The sequence below is a fragment of the Rathayibacter sp. PhB186 genome, assembly GCF_003751825.1.
Lineage (GTDB): Bacteria > Actinomycetota > Actinomycetes > Actinomycetales > Microbacteriaceae > Rathayibacter > Rathayibacter festucae.
The window spans coordinates 127,814-148,938 of the sequence record NZ_RJKO01000003.1 but is presented as its reverse complement, the minus strand read 5'-3'; the positions used below and the strand labels follow the sequence as shown (position 1 = coordinate 148,938).

The following is a 21,125-nucleotide window of genomic DNA, read 5'->3' as shown; positions in this document are numbered from 1 at the left end:
CGGATGACCAGCACGATCGCCGCCCCGCCGCCGGTGGCCGGCGCGCCCGCCCGCCTCCCCTGGTGGCGCGAGGCGTGGGAGCGCCTCGGCCGGCCGGTCACCGGGCGGCAGGTGCCCGGCACGGTCGTGATCCTGGTGGTCTCGCTGCTGGTGGGCTTCGCGGCCTGCCTGGTGACCACCTCCTCCGGGATCAACCTCGCCTACGCCGACACTCAGAGCCACCTCTCGATCTCGCGGCGCATCTTCGACTCGAAGGCGCCGGGCTTCACCCAGCTCGGCACGGTCTGGCTGCCGGTGCCGAGCCTGATCCTGATCCCGTTCGTGCAGTCGCTCTGGCTCTGGCACACGGGCTGGGCGGCCGGGCTGCTCGGGATGATCTGCCTGGCCGGCACGGCCTGCGGCGTCTACCGGATCTCGGCGCGGGTGGGCCACCTGCGCGCCGGCCGCCTCACCGCGGTGCTCCTGGTGCTGGCGAATCCCGGCGTGCTCTACGCCTTCTCGACGGCGATGACGGAGCCGGTGCTGATCGTCACGATGGTCGGCTGCTTCTCCGGGCTGGCGCACTGGGTCACCAGCCGGCGCAACCTCAGCGCCGGCGAGATGATGGTCTTCTCCGGCCTGCCCGCCGCGGCCGCGACGCTCTCGCGCTACGAGGGCTGGGTGCTCGTCTTCGGCGGCACGTTCGTGGTGCTGATCGTCGCCTGGCGGAAGAAGCGGTCCTTCGTCTACGCGATCAAGATGGCGAGCGCCTTCGGGATCCTGCCGCTGATCGCGATCGTCTGGTGGCTGGTCTACAACTTCGCGGTCTACAGCAACCCGCTCGAGTTCATGAACGGCCAGTACTCGGCGGCGAATCTGCAGAAGGCTGTGGCCGACGCGGGGCTGCTCGCCTACCAGGGCAACGCGGGGCTCACGCTCTGGTCGTACAACTGGGCGGTCCTCGAGACCTCGGGCCTGCTGACGGTCGCGCTCGGCCTGGCCGGTGCGCTGGTGCTGGCCTGGCGGCGCGGGATCTCGGACGACGCCCTCGTGATCTGGCTGATGATCGTCTCCTACGCCTTCTCGCTGCTGAGCCTCTACCTCGGCCAGACGCACATGAACAACGATCAGACCCTGCCGACGAACTGGTGGAACAACCGCTACGCGCTGTCGGTGCTGCCGTTCCTCGCGGTGCTCGGTGCCGTGCTGGTCGACGCGCTGCGGCGGGTGCCGCGGATCGGCGCGGGCGCGCTCGGCCTCGTGCTGGTGCTGCTCGGCGCGCAGACGGCCTGGTGGGCGCAGGACCTGGACCGCAACGCGGTGATCGCGGAGGCGACCGGCTACGTCTCGATCAAGGAGGCGTCGGGCGCGACCGCGGCGGCCCGGTTCCTGAGCGAGAACTACGACGGCGGCGGCATCCTGATCGACGAGAGCGCAGCCGGCAACGCGCTGCTGCCCGAGATCGGCGTGCCGCTCGCCGAGTACTACAACCGCTCGGCCGGCGAGCTGTTCGACGAGGCGCTCGCCGCCCCGTACACGCACGCGAAGTGGGTCTTCGTGACCACCGCGGACGCCCCCGAGCTGAGCGAGACCGGCGTCGCCGATCTCGTCTACGACGCGATCACCCGCGACTCCTCCTTCGACACCCGCTACCGGCCGGTGTTCGCGCAGGGGATCTACGTCATCTACGAGCGGCTCGGAGGCTGACCATGGCGACGACGACGCCCCGGGTGGGCGAGATCCTGCTCTCCCGCGGACTGATCACGGCCGAGCAGCTCGACGAGGCTCTGCGCCGCCAGGAGCGCGAGGGCGGTCTGCTCGGACGGCACCTCGTCATCGACGGCGCCGTCACCCGGCGCGAGATGTACGGCGCGCTCGCGGAGCAGTGGGACGCGCCGATGCTCGACCTGGTCGAGGAGCCGCCGGGAGCCGCGCTGCTGGCCCGCATCGGCGCCTCCACCCTGGTCGGCGCGGGCTGGGTGCCCTGGCGGGTGCTGCCCGACGGGACCGGCGTCATCGCGACCTCCGTGCCGCCGACCGAGGCGATGCTCGCCGAGGCGCGGGAGATGCTCGAGGTCGACGTGGTCACTGTGCGCACCACGACCGACTGGGACATCTTCCAGGCGGTCGAGAGCGCCTGCCGCGCCGCGCTGCTCTTCGGCGCGGCCGACTCGCTCGCGGTGCAGAGCGGTGACGAGTCGGCCAAGTCGGGGCTGCGCCGCTGGCAGGTGATCACTCCGCTCGTCGTCGCCGCGATCGTGATCGTCGGGGCGGTGCTGGCGCCGAGCCTGACCTTCGTGATCGTGCTCGCCTCGGCCAACCTGCTGTTCCTGATGAACATCGCCTTCAAGGCGCTGGCCGGCCTGCGCGCGCCGCTCAACCAGAGCTCGGTGAAGGCGTGGGAGGAGGAGGTGGCGCTCGAGCGCGGCCGCCGCGGCCTGGACGTCTCGCCGCCGCGGATGACGGACGACGAGCTGCCGATCTACACGATCCTGATCCCCGCTTATAAAGAGGCCAACATCATCAGCAAGCTGCTGGTGAACATCGGCGCCCTCGACTACCCGAAGGCCAAGCTCGAGGTGCTCGTGCTGCTCGAGGCCGACGACGACGAGACGATCTCGGCGGTGCGCCGGATGAGCCCGCCGGAGTACGTGCGGATGGTGATCGTGCCCCCGGGCGGCCCGCAGACCAAGCCGCGCGCCTGCAACTACGGGCTCAGCTTCGCCCGCGGCGAGTTCGTGGTGATCTACGACGCCGAGGACCGGCCCGACCCCGACCAGCTGCGCAAGTGCGTGCGGCTGTTCCGCGAGGACGCGTTCGAGCGCGAGCACGTGGATCCGGAGCAGAAGCAGCTCGTCTGCCTGCAGGGGGCGCTGAGCTACTTCAACGCCGACTACAACGTGCTCACGCGGATGTTCGCGGTCGAGTACGCGCACTGGTTCGGTGCGATGCTGCCGGGCCTGGACCAGTCGCACCTGCCGATCCCGCTCGGCGGCACCTCGAACCACTTCGAGACGCGCGTGCTGCGCGAGCTCGGCGCCTGGGACCCGTACAACGTGACGGAGGACGCCGACCTCGGCCTGCGCGTGGCCGCGCACGGCTACCGCGTGGGCGTCGTCGACTCCAACACCTGGGAGGAGGCGTGCGCCGAGGTCCCCGCGTGGATCAAGCAGCGCACCCGCTGGATCAAGGGCTACATGATGACCGCGGGCGTGAACACGCGGCACCCGATCCGCTGGTTCAAGGTGAACGGGGTGCTCGGCTCGCTGAGCCTGGTGGCGCTGATCATGGGGACGCCGGTCGCCTTCCTGCTCTACCCGCTGGTGCTCGGCTTCACCGTGATCACCTACATCGGCGTGCAGTTCCTGGGGCTCGACCTGCCGGAGTGGCTGATCGTCGCGGGGACGACGAACATGCTCTTCTCGAACACGCTGATGATCGTGGTGTCGGGGATCGCCGCGTGGAAGCGCTACAACTGGCGGGTCGCGGCGTTCGCGATCCTGAACCCCGTCTACTGGGTGCTGCACTCCATCTCGGCCTGGCGCGCGGCCTGGCAGATCGTCTTCAGCCCGCACAAGTGGGAGAAGACCCCCCACGGCCTGACGGAGGACTACGAGGACTCCACGATCGGGGCGCCGGCGTAGGTGCGCTCGCCGAGACGTCCCGTTCCGGTCGAGGCGTCCCGTTCCACCTGGACGTCTCGACCGTTCGAGGACGCCTCGGCGGCGTTAGAGCGGCGGGGCCGCCAGCAGCACGGCGCCGGCCGCGGCGCTGAGGGCCGCGACGAGGCACCAGCGGTCGGCGCGGACACGGCAGCCGCCCGCGCGGGCGAGCGCAGCGAGGCCGGCCGCCAGCACCGTGGCGCCGATCTGCACCGTCGCCGAGGTCCGCATCAGCGACCACGCCTCGAACGGAGGCACGCGGCCCCCGCCGGGCAGGAACGGCAGCCCCGCGACACTCGCCGACGCCAGCAGCAGGAGAGCCGACCCGACCGCCAGGGCGACCACGACGTGCCCGAGCACCTCGGCCGCCGCCCGCTTCCGGGCGCTCGGCGCGGCGATCTGCGGGAGGACGGCGGGGGCGCTCGCAGCACTGCGGAGGGGCATGCGCCGAGCGTAGAACGCGGCCGTCTGCGGCGGACCCCCTTGCAGATCCCCCTTCCGGAGGTGATTCCGCGGGGCACGTCGATCCAGCTCCCGTTGCGCTCGCGTTGTTATACATCGGGCCGATGTATAACGTCGCGGCGGCCTCTCGGTGGACCGGACTTCTGACGGTGGTGGATCTCGATACGCCCGCTGCGCGGGCTACTCGATCAGCAGGAGGCGGCGTGCCGCCGACCATCCATGCTGGTCGAGCAGCCCCGGAGGGGCGTATCGAGACCCGGCGTCAGATGTTCAGGCGGTTGAAGATCGGGGACGGCAGCAGGCGGATGACCGTCATGATGACGCGCCACTTGGCCGGGGCGTAGGCGACGGCGCGGCCGGAGGCCATCGCTGCGGCGACGTCCTTCGCGACGGAGTCGACCGGGGCCAGCGAGGCGCCGCTCTGCTTGAGCGAGGCGGTCATCGGGGTGTCGGTCGGGCCGGGCTTGATCAGCACGACGGACAGGCGCGAGCCGGCCAGGCGGTGCTGCAGGCCCTGGGCGAAGCGCTCGACGAGGCCCTTGGCGGAGCCGTAGACGTAGTTGGTCTTGCGGCCCCGGTCACCGGCGACGGAGCCGATCACGCCGATGCTGCCGGAGGTCAGCGCGTTCGCGAACGCCTCCATCCAGAGGGCCACCGAGACCCCGGTGACGACGAGCACGTCGCGGGCGACGGCGAGGTCGGCGGACGCCTCGTCCTGGGTGGTCATCGCGCCGTGGGCGATCAGCACGGTGTCGGGGGCGCCGCCCTCGAGCGAGGTCGCGACGACGGAGGAGATCGCGGCGGGGTCGGTGAGGTCGACAGCGGCCACCGACAGCGCGGCCGCGGGGAAGCGCACGCGCAGATCCGTCGCCAGCGCCTCCAGCCGGCCGGCGTCGCGGCCCACCAGCAGAGCCGAGCGCGCGCCCGTGCCCAGCCACAGCCGCAGGGTGTGCTCGGCGATGGCGGAGGTCGCTCCGACCACGACGATCTTGGAGGGGGTACCAGTGCTCACGTCAGCTCCCGAGGACTCGGCGCGAGAAGCCGGAGGAGATCCCCGGGTCGCGCTGGAGGGCGAATTCGGCGAGGCGCGGGAAGCCGGCCTCGAACATCTCGCGCGTCATGCGCGCGTCCTTCGCCGGGTACAGCCGGCCGCCCGCGGCGAGCACCAGCGCGTCGAGGCGCTCGAACAGCGGCAGCGCGACGGGCGTGTTCGGGAAGTCGAGCGCGAAGCAGACCCCGGGCGCCGGGAAGCTCAGCAGGCCCGGCGACTCCAGCGCGCCGAAGGTCTTCAGCACGCCGAGGAAGGAGCCGGTGCCCGAGGCCGCGATCAGGGCGAGCATCTCGCGGGTCGTCTCGAGCGCCCCCTCCCACGGCACGGTGCTCTGGTACTGGTAGAAGCCGCGCGGGCCGTACATCGTGTTCCAGCCCTCGATCGCGTCGAGCGGGTAATTGAACTGCTCGTAGTGCTGCACGGAGCGGCGGGCGCGGGTCGCCTTCAGGCGGTAGTAGGCGCGGTTGAGCAGCGGCAGCGTGGCGCGGTTGACGACCGACAGCGGGAAGGCGAAGGGCACCTTCAGCGAGCCCGGCCGGGTCTCCGGCAGCTCCGGGGCGGCCGTGCTGTCCGCGCGCGAGTAGACCCCGCGTCGCCCGCCGCCGGTCGTCACGTCGATCCAGGCGACGGTGTGCTCGAAGACGTCCATCGACTCGTGCACGAGATCGAGGTAGCCGTCGAGGGTCTGGAAGGGCACGTCCTCGCTGACGAGCCACGGCCCGGGGACACGGGCGAGCCCGAGCTCGACCTCGACGATCAGCCCGGTGAGCCCGAGGCCGCCGATCGTCGCCTGGAACAGCTCGACGTTCTCGGTGGGCGTGCAGCGCGAGGACGACCCGTCGCTGCGCAGGAGCGTGAAGGAGCGCACGTGCCGGCCGATCGTGCCGGCGGAGGCGTGGTTCTTGCCGTGCACGTCGTTCGCGATCGCGCCGGCGAGGGTGACGTTCTTCGTCCCGGGAGTGACCGGCAGCATCCAGCCTCGCGGGGAGAAGACGGCCTGCACGTCGCGCAGCAGCACGCCCGGCTCGGCCCGCAGGACGCCGGTCTCCTCGTCGAAGGCGAGCAGGCGGTCGAAGCCGCCGAAGTCCCAGATCCGGCCGCCGCCGTTGAGGGCGACGTCGCCGTAGCTGCGGCCGAGCCCGTAGGCGATCCCGCTGTCGCCCGCGGCCAGCGCGGCCTGCGCCTGCTCGACGCTCGTGATCCGGGTGACGCGGTGCTCGTCGCGCGAGAGCAGTCCCCAGGAGGAGACGGGGGTGGTCATGCGGGCTCCTCTCGCGGGCCGGAGAACGTGACGTTCTTGTCGAGGTGGTACTTGGCGACGTAGCCGATGGCCAGGCCGATGACGGCGCCGGTGTAGCGGGCGAAGTCCGTGCCGAACAGATAGTCGAAGCCGAACTCGAAGCCCCAGAAGATCAGGGTCGTCACGCCGCTCATCACGCCGTAGAGGAGGAACGTCCTCAGCCCGTGCGCCGCATTCATCGTCTCGTGCTTGAAGATGAAGCGCTTGTCGAGCACGTACTTGGCGATCACCCCCGTCAGGGTGCCCGCGAGCACGGCGGCGATCGTGGCCCACTCCGCGTCGACGGCGAGCTCGACGAGCATCTGAGTGCCCAGATTCACCGCCGTTGCAAGGATCGCGAAGACGACGTACAGCGCGGCCGTCCGCATGCGCTTCCCTCCGTGGTGCTCCGGTCGTGAGCGCTGCGGATCCGGGCGGATGGAGCGCGTTCACCCCCGATTGTAGGTTGGGCCCGCGTCACCCCGATCCCGCCCGATCCGGCCGCTCCAGGCCCTGTTCCCCGAGAGGGAGACGTCGTGAACACCGCCCGCGCACTCGTCGCCGCCATGCGCCCGCGCCAGTGGCTGAAGAACGTCCTGGTGCTGGCCGCTCCGGTCGCCGCCGCGCGCATCCTCGAGCCCGAGATCCTCGTCGCGACCGTCATCGGGGTGATCGCGTTCAGCCTCGCCTCCTCCGGCGGCTACCTGCTGAACGACCTCCTCGACGTCGAGTCGGACCGCGTGCACCCGAAGAAGCGCTTCCGCGCGATCGCCTCCGGCGCGCTGCCGCTGAAGGTCGCCTGGCCGGCCGCGTTCGTGCTGATGATCGTGCCGGTGCTGGTCACCTTCCTGCTCGGCTTCACCTGGTTCGCGGCGACGCTCGCGGCCTACCTGGTGATGCAGATCTCGTACTGCCTCTGGCTCAAGCACGAGCCGGTCATCGACATCCTGATCGTGGCGGGCGGCTTCGTGCTCCGCGCGATCTCGGGCGCGGCCATCGCGGACATCCCGCTGACGCAGTGGTTCCTGCTCGCGGTGTCCTCGGGCTCGCTGTTCATGGTCGCGGGCAAGCGCTACTCCGAGAAGCTGCAGAGCGAGGGCAAGGAGGAGAGCCACACCCGCTCGACCCTCAAGGTCTACACGCCGGGCTACCTGCGCTTCATCTGGTCGGTCGCCGCGTCGCTGACGATGATCTCCTACGCGCTCTGGGCGCTGTTCATCAACGGCGAGAACTCGCTCTGGTCGATGGCGTCGGTGGTGCCGTTCGGCGCCGCGCTGTTCCTCTACGCCCTCGACATCGAGCGCGGGCGGGCGTCGGCGCCGGAGGACATCGTGCTCGGCAACCTGCGGCTGCTGGTCTGCGGTGCGCTCTGGGCGGGGCTGTTCGTCGTCGCGATCATGACGCGGACGACCACGGGCTGAGGTCGCGGGTCGGGCGTCGGGCCGGGTCCGCCGCGGGATCGACGTCGTCGACGCCCTCGACCACCTCGCCGGGCTTCTCGGGGACCGCGAGCGCCTTCTCGGTGATCTCGTCGAGCAGGCCCGCGAGCTCGCGCTGGTCCTCCGGCACGTCGACCCCGCGGATCCCGGTGGCGCGGATGAGCAGCGGCAGGGTGCTGCCCTGGATCAGCAGCGTCCGAGCGATCTTCTCGCCTCGTTGAACGTCCGCGACTGCTGTGTCGTGTCCTCGGTGGGACCACCTCGGCCCCCGCACTACAGGAGGCATCATGCTCAAGCGAATCGCGACCACTGTGACGACTGCGGCGTTCGCCGCCGTCCTTCTCGCCGGATGTTCGACGGCCGCCGGCTCGGCCGCCTCGTCGGAAGCGCCGGCCGACAGCCCCTCCGCCACCGCGACGGCCTCCGCCACCGCGACCGGCTCCGCTGAGACGGCGGCTCTCACGACGGCGTCCTCGCCGCTGGGCGAGATCATCACGGACGAGGCCGGCTCCACCGTCTACACGTTCACGAAGGACACGCAGAACTCGGGCAGCAGCAGCTGCTACGACGAGTGCGCCACGACCTGGCCGGCCGTGTCGGCGTCCAGCACGACCGCCGCGGACGGGATCACCGGAGAGGTCGGCTCGATCACGCGCACCGACGGGACGACCCAGCTGACCGTCGACGGATGGCCGGTCTACCGGTTCGCGAAGGACACCGCGCCGGGCCAGGTCAACGGGCAGGGTGTGAAGGACGCCTGGTACGTCCTCCTCCCTGACGGCACGATGAACAAGGAAGCCGCGGCCATGAGCACCGCCACCCCGGCGTCCTGATGCGACGGCGACCCGTCCCCGCGCGCAGCGAAGCGCATCGCCCGGACGGGTCGCCGGTTCTCGACAGGCAAGGACGGAAAGGGATGACCGGCAGTGATCGCAGCAACCGAGATGAGGGAGCGCGCCGTGGCGCTTCGAGGCGGTGAGCACTGTGCCCCGCCCCGTCGATGAGCTCCTGGCCGCGCTGTACGAGAGTCACGGCCCGGCGTTGCGGCGCTTCGTGCAGAACCTCACTCGGAACGCGGCGCTGACGGAGGACGTCGTGCAGGAGACGATGGTCCGGGCCTGGCAGCGCCCGCAGGTCCTCGAACGCGACGCCGACGCCGCGCGCGCGTGGCTGTTCACCGTCGCACGCAACCTCGTCATCGACGACGCCCGCTCCGCTAGGAGCCGACGCGAAGTGCCGGCGAAGGACGAGGACGGCGGCGGCGCCGTCCCCGATCGCACCGACGCGGTCCTGGACAGCATCCTCGTCGCCGACGCTCTCGCCTCGCTGTCGGTGGAGCATCGTCGGATCGTGGTGGACGCGTACTTCCTCGGACACACCGTCCCCGAGATCGCCCGCCGGCACTCCATCCCCGAGGGAACAGCGAAATCTCGTTTGCACTACGGACTGCGCGGACTGCGACTGGCTCTGCAGGAAAGGGGCGTCACCCGATGAACGACCACCACGGAAGCTCTGCGACGGAGGACGAGTACCGCGACTGGGACGCGTCCTACGTCCTCGGCGCTCTCCCCGCGGATCAGCGACTCGAGTACGAGCAGCACCTCAGCGGCTGCGCGGCCTGCCGCGCGGCCGTGGCAGAGCTGGCAGGACTGCCCGGCATCGTCGGTCGCCTCTCCGTCGAGGACGCCCTCGCCATCAGCGCATCGGACGACGGCGAGGACGCGCCGCCCTCCCTGGTGACGCTGCCCGCCATCGCCCACCGTGTCCGGACGCGCCGACGTCGGCGCCGGCTCGTGACGTCCCTCGCCGTCGCGGCCGCCGTCACCGCCTCCGTCTTCGGAGGCGTCGCTCTCGGCACGGGCATCGCGGGCGCTCCCGTGGCGAGCGAGGCGACCCTGGAACCGATGGACCCGATCGCGGCCGATCCCGCTCTCGCTGCGGACATCCAGGTCGAGGGGAAGCCGTGGGGCACCCGGCTGGAGTGGAGCTGCACCTACAGTGGTGACGCGCCCGCCGACGCGGAGTACGAACTCGTGATCACCCGCACAGACGGCAGCACGATCACCGTCGCCACCTGGACGGCGGCCGGGCAGCGCGCCGTCGACCTGGCGGCGTCCACGGGCATCGCCCGGTCGGAGATCACCGGCGTCGACATCAGGGTCCGCGGCACGAACACCCCCCTCGTCCGCACCGACACCTGAGACACCATCCACCCGCAGGAGACACCGACACTGCCCGCGGTGCCGCGGACACCGGACAGGAGCAGACCATGAGCACCGAGACCACGCCGCTGCACATCACCCGCGAGGGCCCGAGAAGCTTCATCGGCCGCAATGCGCGAGGAGCCGAGGTCCGCATCGGCGGGTCGGAGGCCGACGGCGTGTTCTCGCCCGGCGAGCTGCTGCACCTCGCCCTCGCCGCCTGCGGCATGCTCTCCTCGGACCACATCCTCTCCAGCCGTCTCGGAGCCGACTTCGAAGCGACCACCGACATCACCGCGACCAAGCCCGAGGGTGAGGACCGCTACGACTCGGTCACCGCCGTGATCCGCGCCGACCTGTCGGCGCTCGATCCCGAGCGGATCGCCTCACTGTCCGAGCGCACCCGCCGGGCGGTCGACCGTCAGTGCACCGTCGGCCACACGCTCGAGCACGGCGCGGCGTACACCGTCGACATCGTGGACGACCAGGCCGGTCCCGTCGGCGGTCCGCGGACCGGGACCGTCTGAGATCAGCGCCTCATCGGTCACGAGGACCGGCGCCGACCGAGCCGCGGACGTCTGCCTCCAGTGCCGTCAGTCTGCGACTCGCCGACCGGATCCCAGACGATTCGCGAGGCGGAGCGCGTTCACGGAGCGGAGGTGCTGGTCGGCGCGGTGACGTCCGTTGGCCGGTGAGGGGTGCGGTGCAGCGAGGACGGGGACGACACGGGGATCATCGTGCAGGGTCAGGTAGCGCATGACCCCGTCGAGCGCCACGGTCCCGTAGGTGACGACGGCGTCGAGCGCGGGCAGCAGCTCCAGCAGCTCCCCGAGCGCGAGCCTGCCCTGCTCGATGTCCGCGGGGCGGACGCGGCCAGGGATCTCCCACGGGATGAGGTTCCATCGGAGGTAGTGGTCGCGGGAGAGTCCGGACTCGATGCGGGCCGCCCGGAACGCGGCGGCGGTGGGCCCGAGGTTGTCTTCGCTGCAGACGGCAGCGGATCCCGCGGCGATCGTCCGAGGGCCGGGTGACTGCATCAGCACCAGGACGCGACTGGCGGTGCCGCCGGAGCGGGGATCGAAGCCCGGAACGAAGCGTCCGGTCGCGTCCGCGGTACTCCGCCAGGTCTCGGCGAGGGCGTTCAGGGTTCGGATGTCCACGATGGTCCTCGATCCCGGTCAGGCCGGTCGCGGTGGTGCGAGCAGGGTGCCGCGGATCACGGAACCGTGGAAGGTGCGGGCGGCGACGAAGATCCACGCGGCGACCAGGCCGACGTAGTAGAGCACGGCGAGGCCGGCGACGACCGTGAGACCGGAGTGCAGGGCGAGGCCGTTCAGTCCGGTGACGCAGGTGCCGACGGGGAACGTGAACGACCACCACGTCAGGCTGAACGGCAGGTGCTCCTTCGCGGTGCGGAGGGTGATCGCGAGGGCGATGACGGTCCAGAGCAGTGCGAAGCCGAGCATCGCGAAGCCGTACACCAGAGCCACGACCAGCAGCGCACGCGCTGTGCCGGCGTCGACGACGGTGGGCGCGTTCGAGGCGAGCAGATTCACAGCGGTGATCGACTGTCCGACCGGACCGAGGACGATCCACAGCGTCGGCACCATCCCCGCCGCTCCGACCTTGTGCTGCGCGAGCCGGTTCCAGATCAGGGTGATCACCACCAGCGACGCGACCAGGCTGAGGCCGAAGAAGCCGTAGCAGGACCACAGGAGCGTCTCCCGCGCTTGCCCGGCGGGCGCGTACGGCAGCAGCAGTGCGCCGGTGGAAGCGGACACCATCGGCGGAACGATCGGCATCAGCCAGCCGCCGAACGCCGAATCGGGCTTGTTCTCATGCCGGGTGAACGCGAGGTAGGGCACCAGGACCGCCGTCACCAGCCCGCCGAGAGTCCCCGCACCCCAGAGCACCCAGTCGATGGTGACAGCGGCGGGCAGGCCGATCCAGTCCTTGCCGAGGAGGAGGGTTCCCGCGCCGACGGTGAGGAACGCCATCGGCGGCGCGCCGTAGAAGTGCGAGAGGACCGGATTCAGGTGGTGCCTCATCGCTGTACCGCGGTAGCGGACCCAGTGCAGCCCGGTCGCGACCGTCAGCGCGACGAGCAGCAGCGCGGCGATCGCCCAGACGACGGTGGCCCCGGTACGGAGTCCGGGGAACTGAAGTGGCAGGGACGCGGCGGCGACCGCGACGATGCCGGTGCCCATGATCGACGCGAACCAGTTCGGCGTCAGGTTCGACACGATCAGTCCCGGATGCTCCAGCTCCCGGAACAAGCGCCTCGACCGCGGAGGATGCCCGATCGAGGAAGATGCGCGGGCGGGGGAGAGAGTTGTCATGACTCCAGCCTGAGCATCGCCGTCACCAGCCGATACAGCGATCGTGTTGGCGGGGCACAATGAGTGCTTGTGGCGACGCGGCGATTGACGGACCGGATCCTGGATCTCGACACGCTGGAGGTGCTCGAACGCATCGCCGAGGCGGGCTCGCTCTCCCGCGCCGCCGAAGCCCTCGGCGTCACCCAGCAGGCCGTCTCGGCGCGTCTGCGGGTCGCGGAGCGCGCCATCGGGCAGCCGCTCGTGCGCCGCTCTCCGACCGGGTCCCTGATGACCGACGCGGGCCGGCTCGTGCTCGAGCTGGCGGGCCCGGTCCTCGAGGCGTCCCGCCGCCTCGAGGCGGGCGCGGCAGCACTGCGACAGCCGACCGGCTCACTGGTCCTCGCGGCGTCGCAGACGATCGCCGAACTGCTGCTCCCACGCTGGCTCCTCGAATTCCGACAGCGCACACCCGAGGTGAGTGTGCAGCTGATCGCCGGCAATTCAGCCACGGTCACAGAGCTCGTGCGATCCGGTGCCGCGCAGCTCGGATTCGTCGAGACTCCGGCGTCCACGGCCACGCTCTCCTCTCACGTGGTCACGGAGGACGAACTCGCTGTCGTCGTCGCACCGGACCACCCCTGGGCACGCGCGGCGAGTATCAGCGCCGAGGACTTGGCCGGGACCGCACTGCTGACACGAGAGGAAGGCTCCGGCACCCGGACGACCCTCGAAGCATGGCTCCACGACGCCGGGCTCGCACCCACGACTCCCGCCGCGATCCTGGAGACGACGGCGATCATCCGAGCGAACGCCCGCGCCGGCATCGCGCCCGCAGTCATGAGCATCCTCACCGTCGAAGCAGATCTCGCCGCGCGCTCACTGATACGAGTGCCCCTCCGCGGACCAGCACTCGTGCGACCCCTCCGCGCCATCTGGTCCGATCGCATCGGGTCGTCCGCGGCGGCGTTCCTGGAGATCGCGCACGAGATGCGCTGACCGGTGCACGGCTCGTCGCAACGCCGATCACGCTAGCGGCCGTGTCTGCTCGAGCTGCAGCGAGCTGGTCGATCTGCACACGGCGGCACGGACGTCATGTCGCGGTGATGGCGAAGAGCCCGCCGATGCCGACGGTGTAGAGCGCGAGCACGATCAATGAGTCGACTCCCATGCCGGCGATGCGGCGGGTGGGTCGGAAGATCAGTCCGACGATGTAGACGAGGGTGAGCAGGGCGGCGAGAGCGGTGAGGTAGATGTCGGACGAGTTCGCCTGCGGGAGGACTGCGGTGCCGGAGAGGACGGTGGCGACGAGGAACAGGACGGGGAGGAAGGCGTTGCCGCCGAAGATGTCGCTGATGGCGAGGTTGTCGTCGCCCTGCTTGATGGCTTGCAGCCCGGTCGAGATCTCGGGGAGGGAGGTGGCGAGAGCGAGCACGGTGGCTCCGAACAGCACCCCTGAGAGACCGAGCTGCGAGGATGCTGCGTCACCGGCGCGCTCGAGCACGACACCGGCGAGGAGGGTCGCCGCGGCGGAGATCGTGAACACGATGGTCGCCTTGCGTGTGCTCATCGGGTGCGTCTTCTTCTTCGCGGGGGATGCTGTCGCGTCGGGGGCCCGCCCGTCCTCGTGCCAGGGGAGGTGCTTGCCGGAGCGTTGCACGAGCAGCAGCCCCACGACCCAGAGGCCGGCGATGAGGACGACGTCCGGGGTCAGGCGCAGCACTTCCAGTCCGGAGGGCAGCTGGCTGCCGGCGATGACGACGGCGAGCACCGCGACGACCACGAGCCCCTCGAGCACGAGTGTGAGGGACGCGGCACGGTAGGTGAGCGGCTTCGCACCCTTTCCGCGCTTGCCGAACAGGTCGAGGACGACGAGGACCACGGTCTGCAGTGCGATGCCGCCGAGAATGTTGCCGACCGCGACGTCCAGGTTCCCGGAGAGCGCGGCGGACACGGTGATCGCGATCTCCGGCAGGTTCGTCGCGACGGCGAGAACGATCAGACCGCCCAGCGCACTCCCCAGGTGCAGACGCGCGTCCAGAACGTCCGTGGCCTTCGACAACTGGATGCCGGCGATCCACACCACTGCGGCGGCGGCGAGAAAGACGACGACGAGAACAACGAAGGGCAGACCATCCATGCAGTGAGTGAACCGCGCCGACGACGATTCGAGACCCCCTTGCGCCTGAGCTGCTTCTCACCGTCTCGCGCGCGGTGGTCTCCGTGGTGATCGGTTCGACCGCGTGCCATCCTCGACGACACCCCGATCATCGGGTCGAGCGTGATCCCGCCGTTCGTTCCCGAGGCGCGCTTGGTCAGTAGCAGCCGATTCGGGTACGCCGCAGCGTCCGCACGTGTACGCGCGGGCAGCTGGCGGGGACCAGACCCGGGAGGAAGGCACCGGTGTCGCCCGCAGTGCATCTGCGACACTCCACTGGCTCCAGCGGACGGCGACCTGACTGCAGGTGCGGGCGGGGCGGCGCGGGTGCACACTGAGATCAACGCAGTGCGTTCCGGCGGTGGGGCTCGCCGGACCCAACCTCGACGACGTCGACAACAGTCCCTATCTCTGTCAGTGGTGTGCGCGGAGATAGGAGCAGCTGTGATCCGTACGGCGTCACTGTTCTCCGTCCGAGCGCACGAGGATCGGAAAGGTGCGCGTGATGGCTGAGGACGCGATCGTGGTCGGGGTGCAGGCGGATCAGCCGGAAGCGGTGATTCAGGAAGCGCTGCGCTTCGCCGTGCGTTTCGGGGGGCGGTTGGAGTTCGTGCAGGTGGACACGGGCCGGTACGTCATCGACGGGCAGTTCGGGGAGGATCCGCTGGTCGAGCGGTCGATGCCGTTGGATTCGGATGCCGCCGACAGCAGCGAGGATCCGTTCGATCCTGCGATCCTCGAGCGGCTTGACCGGATCATCGGTGACCGTGTCCCGTGGCAGACGCATCAGATGGCCGGTGACGTTGCACACGCTCTGGCGACGCTCGCGGACCGTGTCGATGCGGTCATGATCATTGTCGGCACGAAGGAGCCGTCTCTGCGTCGCACCGTGCAGGAGGTCTTCTCCGGCGCCGTCGGCGCCCGTCTCGCTCACCGTCAGCACCGGCCGGTCCTCATGATCCCCCTCTCCCCGGTCGATGATTCGGAGCCGCTGCCCTGGTCCTGACCGAGGTGCGGGCGTAGGCTGACGGCAGTGGCGATGGATCCCGCCCGAGCGTGAGCTCGAACTGCCGCCGAGGCTGATGGTTCCTACCTTCTCGATCAGAGACCAGGTAGGTGACCCATGCCCGCGCATCCCCCGCTCGTCCTCGTGCGCCACGGTGAGAGCACCGGCAATGCCGACGGTCTCTTCTGCGGCGTCCTGGACGTCCCCCTCACCGACCTCGGACGTGACGAAGCGCGACAGGCGGCGACGCTACTGAGGGACGCATCGATCGACCCCGATCTGATCCTCACGTCGACCCTGCAACGCTCCACCGAATCGGCCCGGATCATCGCCGGCGCCCTTCCAGGGCGGCCGCGGATCGTCGCGGCCCAGTGGCGGCTGAACGAGCGCAACTACGGAGCGCTCACCGGCCTGTCGAAAAGCGCCGTCAGAGCCCAGTACGGGGCCGACGCCTTCCTGGAGTGGCGCCGGTCGATGGACGTCCGCCCGCCTGCCCTGTCCTCCGCCGCCTTCGCGCAGCTGCACAGGTCCGCGGCGTTCCGTGGGCAGCCGGCCGAGGCGATGACGGAGACGGAGTCGTTGCGCGACGTCGTCCACCGTCTGCAGCCGCTCCTCGAGGAGCGCATCCTGCCCGCCCTCGAGGAGGGCGAGACGGTGCTCATCGTCGCGCACGGCAACTCCCTGCGCGCGCTGCGCGCCCTTCTCGAGGACCTCGGCGATGCCGCGGTCCGCGATCTGAACATCCCGACCGGTCAGCCGTACCTGTACGACACCGGGCCGTCCGGGACACCGATCTCGAGGAGCGGACGCTACCTCGACCCCGCAAGAGCCGACCGGGCGGCGATCACGCTCGCCCACGAAGGAGGAACCTGATGAACGCCTACATCAGCCACACCCGCACCAGCATCCACGGATCGGGCGAGTACGTCACCCACCCCGCCGGACACCCGCTGGTCATCACCGACGTCGCCGCACGGCAGATCCTCGACTCCCGCGGCTTCCCGACCGTCGCCGTCACCCTGCGTCTGGACGACGACACCGTCCTGGACGCCTCCGCCCCCGCAGGCGCCTCGACCGGCGCGTTCGAAGCGGTCGAGCTGCGCGACGGCGGCCCCGCGTTCAGCGGACGCGGAGTCCGCTCCGCTGTCGCGGCCGTCGACGGCGAGATCCGTGCCCTCCTGCTCGAGCACTCCTGGACCTCGCTTCGCGAGATCGACGAAGCGCTGCGAGCACTGGATGGAACCGCGAACCTCGCCCGCCTCGGAGCGAACTCCGTCGTCGCCGTCTCCATCGCGGCCGCCCGCGCCTTCGCAGCGCGCACCGGCCTGCCCCTGCACCGGTGGATCGCCGATCGCACCGGGGCGACCGCCTCCCTGCCCGTCCCGCACTTCAACGTCATCAACGGCGGCGCGCACGCCGCGAACGGCCTCGACTTCCAAGAGTTCATGATCGCCCCCGTCTCCGCCGGCACCGAGGAGGAGGCCGTGCAGGTCGGCGCCGAGATCTATCACGCCCTCGCCGCTCGCGTCCGCACCGCCTACGGCACCTCCGGGCTCGGCGACGAGGGCGGCTTCGCGCCCCCCATCGACCGGCCCGAAGACGCCCTGGACCTCCTCGTCGCAGCGATCACCGACGCCGGATACCAGCCCGGCACCGGTGACATCGCGATCGCGATGGATCCCGCCGCGAACGGCTTCTTCCACGGCGACGGCCACTACACCGTCGCCGGCACCGACCTCGACCGCGACGCACTCGCCCGCTACTACGAGAAGCTGATCGCCGACTACCCGATCCGCAGCATCGAGGACGGCTTCGCCGAGGACGACCACGAGGGCTGGGCCCTCCTCGCCCACACCATCAGCGACCGGGTGCAGCTCGTGGGAGACGACCTCTACGTCACCGACGCCGACCGCATCCGCGACGGAGCCCGCAACGGCTACTCCAACGCCGCACTCATCAAGCCCAACCAGATCGGCACCGTCACCGGCACCCTCGACGCGATCGCGGCCGCCCACGACGCCGGCATGCGCTGCATGGTCTCCCACCGCTCCGGCGAGACCCTCGACACCTTCATCGCCGACCTCTCGGTGGGAACCGGAGTCGGGCAGATCAAATCCGGCGCCCCCGCGCGCGGTGAGAGGGTCGCGAAGTACAACCGCCTCGTCGACATCGAGCACCTCGACCCCGCGCTGCACTACGGCCTCACCCACTGACCCGCCCCCTCCCGAAAGGCCCCACTCCTCGTGACCGATGACCTCCACCGTCACCGCCCCCCGGACCCCGACCCCGAGCTGCCGGTCGACAGCGACCTCGACGTCGACGACGCCCCCGACGGGACGCCACGACCCGTGCACCTGCGCCTGCGGTACCTCCTCCTCGTCGCCGCCGGCGGCACGGTCGGGACCGGGGCGCGGGAGGGCCTGACCCTCGCGTTCCCCGCCGGTCCCGCCTTCGACACCGTCGTCTTCGCCATCAACATCGTCGGCGCGCTCCTGCTCGGCGTGCTCCTGGAGGGCCTCGCCAGAGCCGGCAGCGACGAGGGCCGACGCCGCACCGCACGGCTGCTGCTCGGTACCGGAGCGCTCGGAGGCTTCACCACCTACAGCACCCTCGCCACCGACACCGCCCACCTGCTCACCACAGGACACCCCGCACCCGCCGCCCTCTACGCGCTCGGCACCGTCCTCCTCGGTGCCCTCGCGTCCTGGACCGGGATCGTCCTCGCCGCAGCACTCCACCGGCGACGCACGCAGAGGAAGGTGCCGGCATGACTCCCGCACTGTTCCTCGCGCTCTCCCTCGCCGGCGGAATCGGAGCTGCGACACGGCTCCTCCTCGACGGGCTCATCAAAACCCGCACCGGCGGCGCCTACCCCTGGGGCACCACCGTCATCAATGTCACCGGATCACTCCTCCTCGGCCTGATCACCGGCCTCGCCCTCGCAGGCATCGCCCCCGAATCGTGGCGACTCGTCTTCGGCACCGGCTTCCTCGGCGGCTACACCACCTTCTCCACCGCCAGCCTCGAAACCGTCCGCCTCCTCGCCGAAGGACGCCGCCTCGCCTCCGCCACCAACGCCCTCGGCACGCTCCTCCTCAGCGTCATCGCCGCAGCAGCAGGACTCTGGCTCGGAGGCGCGCGATGAGCATCTTCGATGGCCGCGAGAGCGGGAGCGGTTCTCTTCCTCGACGCTGATGACTGCGGCGATGCCGAGCTCCATCAGAGCGTCCTGCGGGCGGCGTCGCGCATCGGCGGTCTCGACTCGGGGAGGGGGAGGCGCCTGTCCGTGCGCGGGCGCTCGCGCGCGCGGTCGAGGCCGGACGGCGAGTCTGCGCTCGTGTCCGGCCTCGGCCTAGGGGGGTTGCGGGTGGGCGGGTGCGTGGCTCGGGCCCGATCTCCTGGGAGGAGACGCCCGCCTGCATGCTGGTCGAGCAGCCCCGCCGGGGCGTACCTGCATGCTGGTCGAGTAGCCCCGCAGGGGCGTATCGAGACCCGACTCCCCACCGACGTCGGTCGCCTCCCTGCCCTGCTGCCGCTCGTCAGCGCCGGTCGAGGACCCGGACGAGGCCGATCAGGAGGGCGATCGTCCCCAGCGCGGCGATCGCGATCGCGGCGGCTCCGGCGGGGCCGAGCGAGAGCGCCCAGTCGACGACGGCGGTCCGCAGCCCGGCGTCGGCTGCGAGGAGGAGCAGGAGGACCGCGACGGCGGCCTGGACCAGCCCCCAGACGATCGCGCCGGCGCGGATCCTGGGCCGCTTCGCGGTCTCGGTGGCGGTGCTGGTCTGCGTGGCGGTGGTGCTCTGCGCGGTCATCGTCCTGCCTCCGTCGGGGTCGTGCTGTCGGTTCCGGGCGTGCTGCCGGGGTCTGTCGAAGTGGTGGGATCCGTCGTCGTGCCGGTGTCCGTCGGGGTCGGGAGGTCGGCGGCAGCGGTCGCCTCCGAGGTCGGCTCCGCGGTCGCAGTGCCGTTCGGGTCGAGTGCGGCGCCGCTGGTCGAGTCCTCGGCGGTCCGGTCGTAGACGGTGACTCCGCCGCGGCCCTGCGCGATCCGGACGACGACCGGCTCGGCGTCCGGGTCGCCGAAGGTCTGCGTCCAGGTGGCTCCGTCGCGGCTGTACTCGACGTTCTCCGGCTCGGAGCCCACGTCGCCGTCGGCGAAAGCGGTCGTCAGCCAGTAGTAGCCGTTCGCCGTGGACGCCTCGAGGCGGACCGCCGCTCCGGCCATCGGCACGACGGTGATGTTCCCGGCGCCCTGCCAGACGTCGATCACCTCCCCCGGAGCACCCAGCGACGGGTCGATCGTGATCTGCAGGTCGCCCGCCAGCATCGCGTAGCTGCCGGGAGTCGCGTTCGAGACGCCGTACGAGCTCAGGAGGGGCAGCAGCTGGCGCTCCGGCGGGACGAGCGACGCGGTCGAGGCCGTCAGCACCGTGATCACCGAGACCGCGATCAGGAGGATCGCGCGCCGGCGGAGCAGCCCGGCCGCCACGATCGCGAGTCCGAGCACCAGGGTCGCGACGCTGAAGCCGACCACGGTCGCGGTCGAGCCGGAGACGGTGAGCGACGCGATCGCACCGGCGACGGCGGCCAGGCCGAGCACGAGCAGGGTGACGCTCCTCCGCAGCCGCGGGTTCGCCTCGCGGTGCAGCCGACGCCGCTCGAGGCGCGCCGCGGTGATCGCGGCGGCTCGGAGGCGCGACTCCTCGGCACGGGCCCGGGCCGTCTCGCGAGCGGTCGCGCTCTCCTGGGCGCGGAACGCCTCCCGCTCGGCCTTCCACTCCTCCTGGCGCTCGCGCCACAGCGCGAGGTCCTCGGGGGTGCTCGGCCGCGGTTCGGTCGGGCGCTGCGGAGGGAGGAGGGGAGCGCCGCTCGCGGGCTCGCCGGTGGGGGCGGGGTAGCCGGCGGTCGAGGCGCCAGGACCCTCGGGGCTGCCGAAGTGCGGGGGCGCCGGGTCGATGCGGCCCGAGCGGCGGGCGATCCAGACCACGAAGAGCACGATGAGCACCAGGACGACGACCGTCCAGAGGGCGCGGCCGGTGGCCGGCGCCCAGGGCACCGCCCCGGTGTACGCGCCGCCGAGCGACCAGAAGCCCTGCGCGACCGGGAGCATCGAGGCGAGCACCAGGGCGCCGATCCCGGCGTGCACACGCGTCAGGCGGCCGCGGAGCAGCTCCTCGACCGGCAGCACGCCGTCCTCGTCGGGCAGCAGCAGCCAGGCCGCCGCGTAGAAGAGGAAGGCCGGGCCGCCGAGGACGGCGACCACGACGAAGATCCCGCGCACGATCAGCGGGTCGATGCCGAGGCGATCGGCGATGCCGGAGCAGACGCCGCCGACCCAGCCGGGCCGGCGGGCGAGATCGAGGGAGCGCAGCCAGAGGAGGAAGCGGTTCTCGGAGGAGGGGCCGGGTGCGGAGGCGCCGGGGCCGGAGGCGCCGGGGCCGGGGGTGCCGTTCCCGGGAGTGCCGGTCCCGGATTCGCCGGCTCCGGGGGCCGGGTCCGGAGCCGGTGGGTCGCCCGCCGTCTCCTGCGCCGGGTCCGGCGGGGTCGTGCTCGCTGCTGTCATGGCTCGAGTGTGA

23 protein-coding genes and 1 riboswitch are annotated in these 21,125 nt (G+C 71.1%); of the genes, 13 read left to right on the top strand and 10 right to left on the bottom strand.

The genetic code is table 11. The features are described 5' to 3' along the window. Positions 1-3: 3 nt before the first annotated feature. Positions 4-1,686, top strand: a complete 1,683-nt coding sequence (locus EDF45_RS10730; protein ID WP_123736191.1) for a glycosyltransferase family 39 protein — start codon at positions 4-6, stop codon at positions 1,684-1,686. Between the two features lie 2 nt (positions 1,687-1,688). Continuing rightward, a complete protein-coding gene (locus EDF45_RS10725; RefSeq protein WP_123736192.1) occupies positions 1,689-3,623 on the top strand; it encodes a glycosyltransferase in 1,935 nt (644 codons plus the stop codon). 84 nt (positions 3,624-3,707) lie between these two features. Here EDF45_RS10725 and EDF45_RS10720 read toward each other — a convergent pair whose 3' ends face one another. From EDF45_RS10720 to EDF45_RS10705, 4 genes are all read right to left on the bottom strand, one after another. Continuing rightward, positions 3,708-4,085 (bottom strand): hypothetical protein, encoded by a 378-nt coding sequence (locus EDF45_RS10720; protein ID WP_123736193.1) that lies wholly within the window; start codon positions 4,083-4,085, stop codon positions 3,708-3,710. A 280-nt stretch (positions 4,086-4,365) separates the two neighbouring features. Beyond that, positions 4,366-5,115, bottom strand: a complete 750-nt coding sequence (locus EDF45_RS10715; RefSeq protein WP_123736194.1) for an SDR family NAD(P)-dependent oxidoreductase — start codon at positions 5,113-5,115, stop codon at positions 4,366-4,368. 1 nt (position 5,116) lies between these two features. Then, on the bottom strand, positions 5,117-6,415 hold the full coding sequence (locus EDF45_RS10710) for an FAD-binding oxidoreductase (RefSeq protein WP_123736195.1): 1,299 nt from the start codon (positions 6,413-6,415) through the stop codon (positions 5,117-5,119). Next, positions 6,412-6,822, bottom strand: a complete 411-nt coding sequence (locus EDF45_RS10705) for a GtrA family protein (protein ID WP_123447196.1) — start codon at positions 6,820-6,822, stop codon at positions 6,412-6,414. The genes EDF45_RS10710 and EDF45_RS10705 overlap by 4 nt, the downstream gene beginning before the upstream one ends. Positions 6,823-6,969: 147 nt before the next feature. On the opposite strand from EDF45_RS10705, the gene EDF45_RS10700 reads away from it, so the two are divergent. After that, positions 6,970-7,854, top strand: a complete 885-nt coding sequence (locus EDF45_RS10700) for a decaprenyl-phosphate phosphoribosyltransferase (RefSeq protein WP_123447195.1) — start codon at positions 6,970-6,972, stop codon at positions 7,852-7,854. Here the strand turns inward: EDF45_RS10700 and EDF45_RS10695 are convergent. Next, on the bottom strand, positions 7,829-8,161 hold the full coding sequence (locus EDF45_RS10695) for a hypothetical protein (RefSeq protein ID WP_148060267.1): 333 nt from the start codon (positions 8,159-8,161) through the stop codon (positions 7,829-7,831). The genes EDF45_RS10700 and EDF45_RS10695 overlap by 26 nt on opposite strands. Between EDF45_RS10695 and EDF45_RS10690 the strand changes: the two genes are divergently transcribed. From EDF45_RS10690 to EDF45_RS10675, 4 genes are all read left to right on the top strand, one after another. Then, entirely contained in the window at positions 8,160-8,705 is a 546-nt protein-coding gene (locus EDF45_RS10690; protein ID WP_123736197.1) for a hypothetical protein, read from the top strand. The genes EDF45_RS10695 and EDF45_RS10690 overlap by 2 nt on opposite strands. Positions 8,706-8,856: 151 nt before the next feature. Then, entirely contained in the window at positions 8,857-9,366 is a 510-nt protein-coding gene (locus EDF45_RS10685; protein WP_056045897.1) for a sigma-70 family RNA polymerase sigma factor, read from the top strand. After that, the gene (locus EDF45_RS10680; RefSeq protein ID WP_123736198.1) at positions 9,363-10,073 is read left to right on the top strand and encodes an anti-sigma factor; all 711 of its coding nucleotides are present in this window, start codon (positions 9,363-9,365) and stop codon (positions 10,071-10,073) included. Before EDF45_RS10685 ends, EDF45_RS10680 begins: the two co-directional genes overlap by 4 nt. A gap of 68 nt (positions 10,074-10,141) precedes the next feature. Then, the gene (locus EDF45_RS10675; protein ID WP_123736199.1) at positions 10,142-10,600 is read left to right on the top strand and encodes an OsmC family protein; all 459 of its coding nucleotides are present in this window, start codon (positions 10,142-10,144) and stop codon (positions 10,598-10,600) included. A gap of 66 nt (positions 10,601-10,666) precedes the next feature. Here EDF45_RS10675 and EDF45_RS10670 read toward each other — a convergent pair whose 3' ends face one another. Both EDF45_RS10670 and EDF45_RS10665 read right to left on the bottom strand, forming a co-directional pair. After that, positions 10,667-11,233 carry a uracil-DNA glycosylase family protein gene (locus EDF45_RS10670; RefSeq protein ID WP_260303526.1) on the bottom strand — a complete coding sequence of 189 codons (567 nt, stop codon included), beginning with the start codon at positions 11,231-11,233 and terminating at the stop codon, positions 10,667-10,669. An 18-nt stretch (positions 11,234-11,251) separates the two neighbouring features. Next, positions 11,252-12,316 carry a TDT family transporter gene (locus EDF45_RS10665; protein WP_243646315.1) on the bottom strand — a complete coding sequence of 355 codons (1,065 nt, stop codon included), beginning with the start codon at positions 12,314-12,316 and terminating at the stop codon, positions 11,252-11,254. Between the two features lie 180 nt (positions 12,317-12,496). On the opposite strand from EDF45_RS10665, the gene EDF45_RS10660 reads away from it, so the two are divergent. After that, positions 12,497-13,387 (top strand): LysR family transcriptional regulator, encoded by an 891-nt coding sequence (locus EDF45_RS10660; RefSeq protein WP_260312365.1) that lies wholly within the window; start codon positions 12,497-12,499, stop codon positions 13,385-13,387. Between the two features lie 94 nt (positions 13,388-13,481). Here the strand turns inward: EDF45_RS10660 and EDF45_RS10655 are convergent, their stop codons facing one another. Further along, complete coding sequence (locus EDF45_RS10655; RefSeq protein ID WP_123736201.1) at positions 13,482-14,528, bottom strand: sodium:calcium antiporter; 1,047 nt, start codon at positions 14,526-14,528, stop codon at positions 13,482-13,484. Positions 14,529-15,051: 523 nt separating this feature from the next. On the opposite strand from EDF45_RS10655, the gene EDF45_RS10650 reads away from it, so the two are divergent. The 5 genes from EDF45_RS10650 to crcB all read left to right on the top strand — a co-directional run bounded on the left by EDF45_RS10650 (position 15,052) and on the right by crcB (position 18,697). Then, positions 15,052-15,552 carry a universal stress protein gene (locus EDF45_RS10650; RefSeq protein WP_132437357.1) on the top strand — a complete coding sequence of 167 codons (501 nt, stop codon included), beginning with the start codon at positions 15,052-15,054 and terminating at the stop codon, positions 15,550-15,552. A gap of 20 nt (positions 15,553-15,572) precedes the next feature. Further along, a riboswitch (Fluoride riboswitch) is annotated at positions 15,573-15,645 on the top strand. Positions 15,646-15,669: 24 nt separating this feature from the next. Beyond that, on the top strand, positions 15,670-16,425 hold the full coding sequence (locus tag EDF45_RS10645; RefSeq protein ID WP_123736203.1) for a 2,3-diphosphoglycerate-dependent phosphoglycerate mutase: 756 nt from the start codon (positions 15,670-15,672) through the stop codon (positions 16,423-16,425). Continuing rightward, complete coding sequence (eno, locus tag EDF45_RS10640; protein ID WP_123736204.1) at positions 16,425-17,765, top strand: phosphopyruvate hydratase; 1,341 nt, start codon at positions 16,425-16,427, stop codon at positions 17,763-17,765. The genes EDF45_RS10645 and eno overlap by 1 nt, the downstream gene beginning before the upstream one ends. Before the next feature lie 30 nt (positions 17,766-17,795). Continuing rightward, complete coding sequence (locus EDF45_RS10635; RefSeq protein ID WP_243839873.1) at positions 17,796-18,323, top strand: CrcB family protein; 528 nt, start codon at positions 17,796-17,798, stop codon at positions 18,321-18,323. Next, entirely contained in the window at positions 18,320-18,697 is a 378-nt protein-coding gene (crcB, locus tag EDF45_RS10630) for a fluoride efflux transporter CrcB (RefSeq protein WP_123736205.1), read from the top strand. Before EDF45_RS10635 ends, crcB begins: the two co-directional genes overlap by 4 nt. 394 nt (positions 18,698-19,091) lie before the next feature. Here the strand turns inward: crcB and EDF45_RS10625 are convergent, their stop codons facing one another. Together EDF45_RS10625 and EDF45_RS10620 are read right to left on the bottom strand one after the other, a co-directional pair. Continuing rightward, complete coding sequence (locus EDF45_RS10625) at positions 19,092-19,364, bottom strand: hypothetical protein (RefSeq protein ID WP_123447184.1); 273 nt, start codon at positions 19,362-19,364, stop codon at positions 19,092-19,094. After that, complete coding sequence (locus tag EDF45_RS10620) at positions 19,361-21,112, bottom strand: PspC domain-containing protein (RefSeq protein ID WP_123736206.1); 1,752 nt, start codon at positions 21,110-21,112, stop codon at positions 19,361-19,363. The genes EDF45_RS10625 and EDF45_RS10620 overlap by 4 nt, the downstream gene beginning before the upstream one ends. Positions 21,113-21,125 lie beyond the last annotated feature (13 nt).

Bases quoted from the DNA above. Each gene is read 5' to 3' on its own strand.
- EDF45_RS10720 (WP_123736193.1), bottom strand. From the start codon at position 4,085: ATGCCCCTCCGCAGTGCTGCGAGCGCCCCCGCCGTCCTCCCGCAGATC.
- EDF45_RS10730 (WP_123736191.1), top strand. From the start codon at position 4: ATGACCAGCACGATCGCCGCCCCGCCGCCGGTGGCCGGCGCGCCCGCC.
- EDF45_RS10655 (WP_123736201.1), bottom strand. From the start codon at position 14,528: ATGGATGGTCTGCCCTTCGTTGTTCTCGTCGTCGTCTTTCTCGCCGCC.
- EDF45_RS10705 (WP_123447196.1), bottom strand. From the start codon at position 6,822: ATGCGGACGGCCGCGCTGTACGTCGTCTTCGCGATCCTTGCAACGGCG.
- EDF45_RS10620 (WP_123736206.1), bottom strand. From the start codon at position 21,112: ATGACAGCAGCGAGCACGACCCCGCCGGACCCGGCGCAGGAGACGGCG.
- EDF45_RS10710 (WP_123736195.1), bottom strand. From the start codon at position 6,415: ATGACCACCCCCGTCTCCTCCTGGGGACTGCTCTCGCGCGACGAGCAC.
- EDF45_RS10625 (WP_123447184.1), bottom strand. From the start codon at position 19,364: ATGACCGCGCAGAGCACCACCGCCACGCAGACCAGCACCGCCACCGAG.
- EDF45_RS10650 (WP_132437357.1), top strand. From the start codon at position 15,052: ATGGCTGAGGACGCGATCGTGGTCGGGGTGCAGGCGGATCAGCCGGAA.
- EDF45_RS10675 (WP_123736199.1), top strand. From the start codon at position 10,142: ATGAGCACCGAGACCACGCCGCTGCACATCACCCGCGAGGGCCCGAGA.
- EDF45_RS10680 (WP_123736198.1), top strand. From the start codon at position 9,363: ATGAACGACCACCACGGAAGCTCTGCGACGGAGGACGAGTACCGCGAC.
- crcB (WP_123736205.1), top strand. From the start codon at position 18,320: ATGACTCCCGCACTGTTCCTCGCGCTCTCCCTCGCCGGCGGAATCGGA.
- EDF45_RS10690 (WP_123736197.1), top strand. From the start codon at position 8,160: ATGCTCAAGCGAATCGCGACCACTGTGACGACTGCGGCGTTCGCCGCC.
- EDF45_RS10645 (WP_123736203.1), top strand. From the start codon at position 15,670: ATGCCCGCGCATCCCCCGCTCGTCCTCGTGCGCCACGGTGAGAGCACC.
- EDF45_RS10725 (WP_123736192.1), top strand. From the start codon at position 1,689: ATGGCGACGACGACGCCCCGGGTGGGCGAGATCCTGCTCTCCCGCGGA.
- EDF45_RS10695 (WP_148060267.1), bottom strand. From the start codon at position 8,161: ATGATGCCTCCTGTAGTGCGGGGGCCGAGGTGGTCCCACCGAGGACAC.
- eno (WP_123736204.1), top strand. From the start codon at position 16,425: ATGAACGCCTACATCAGCCACACCCGCACCAGCATCCACGGATCGGGC.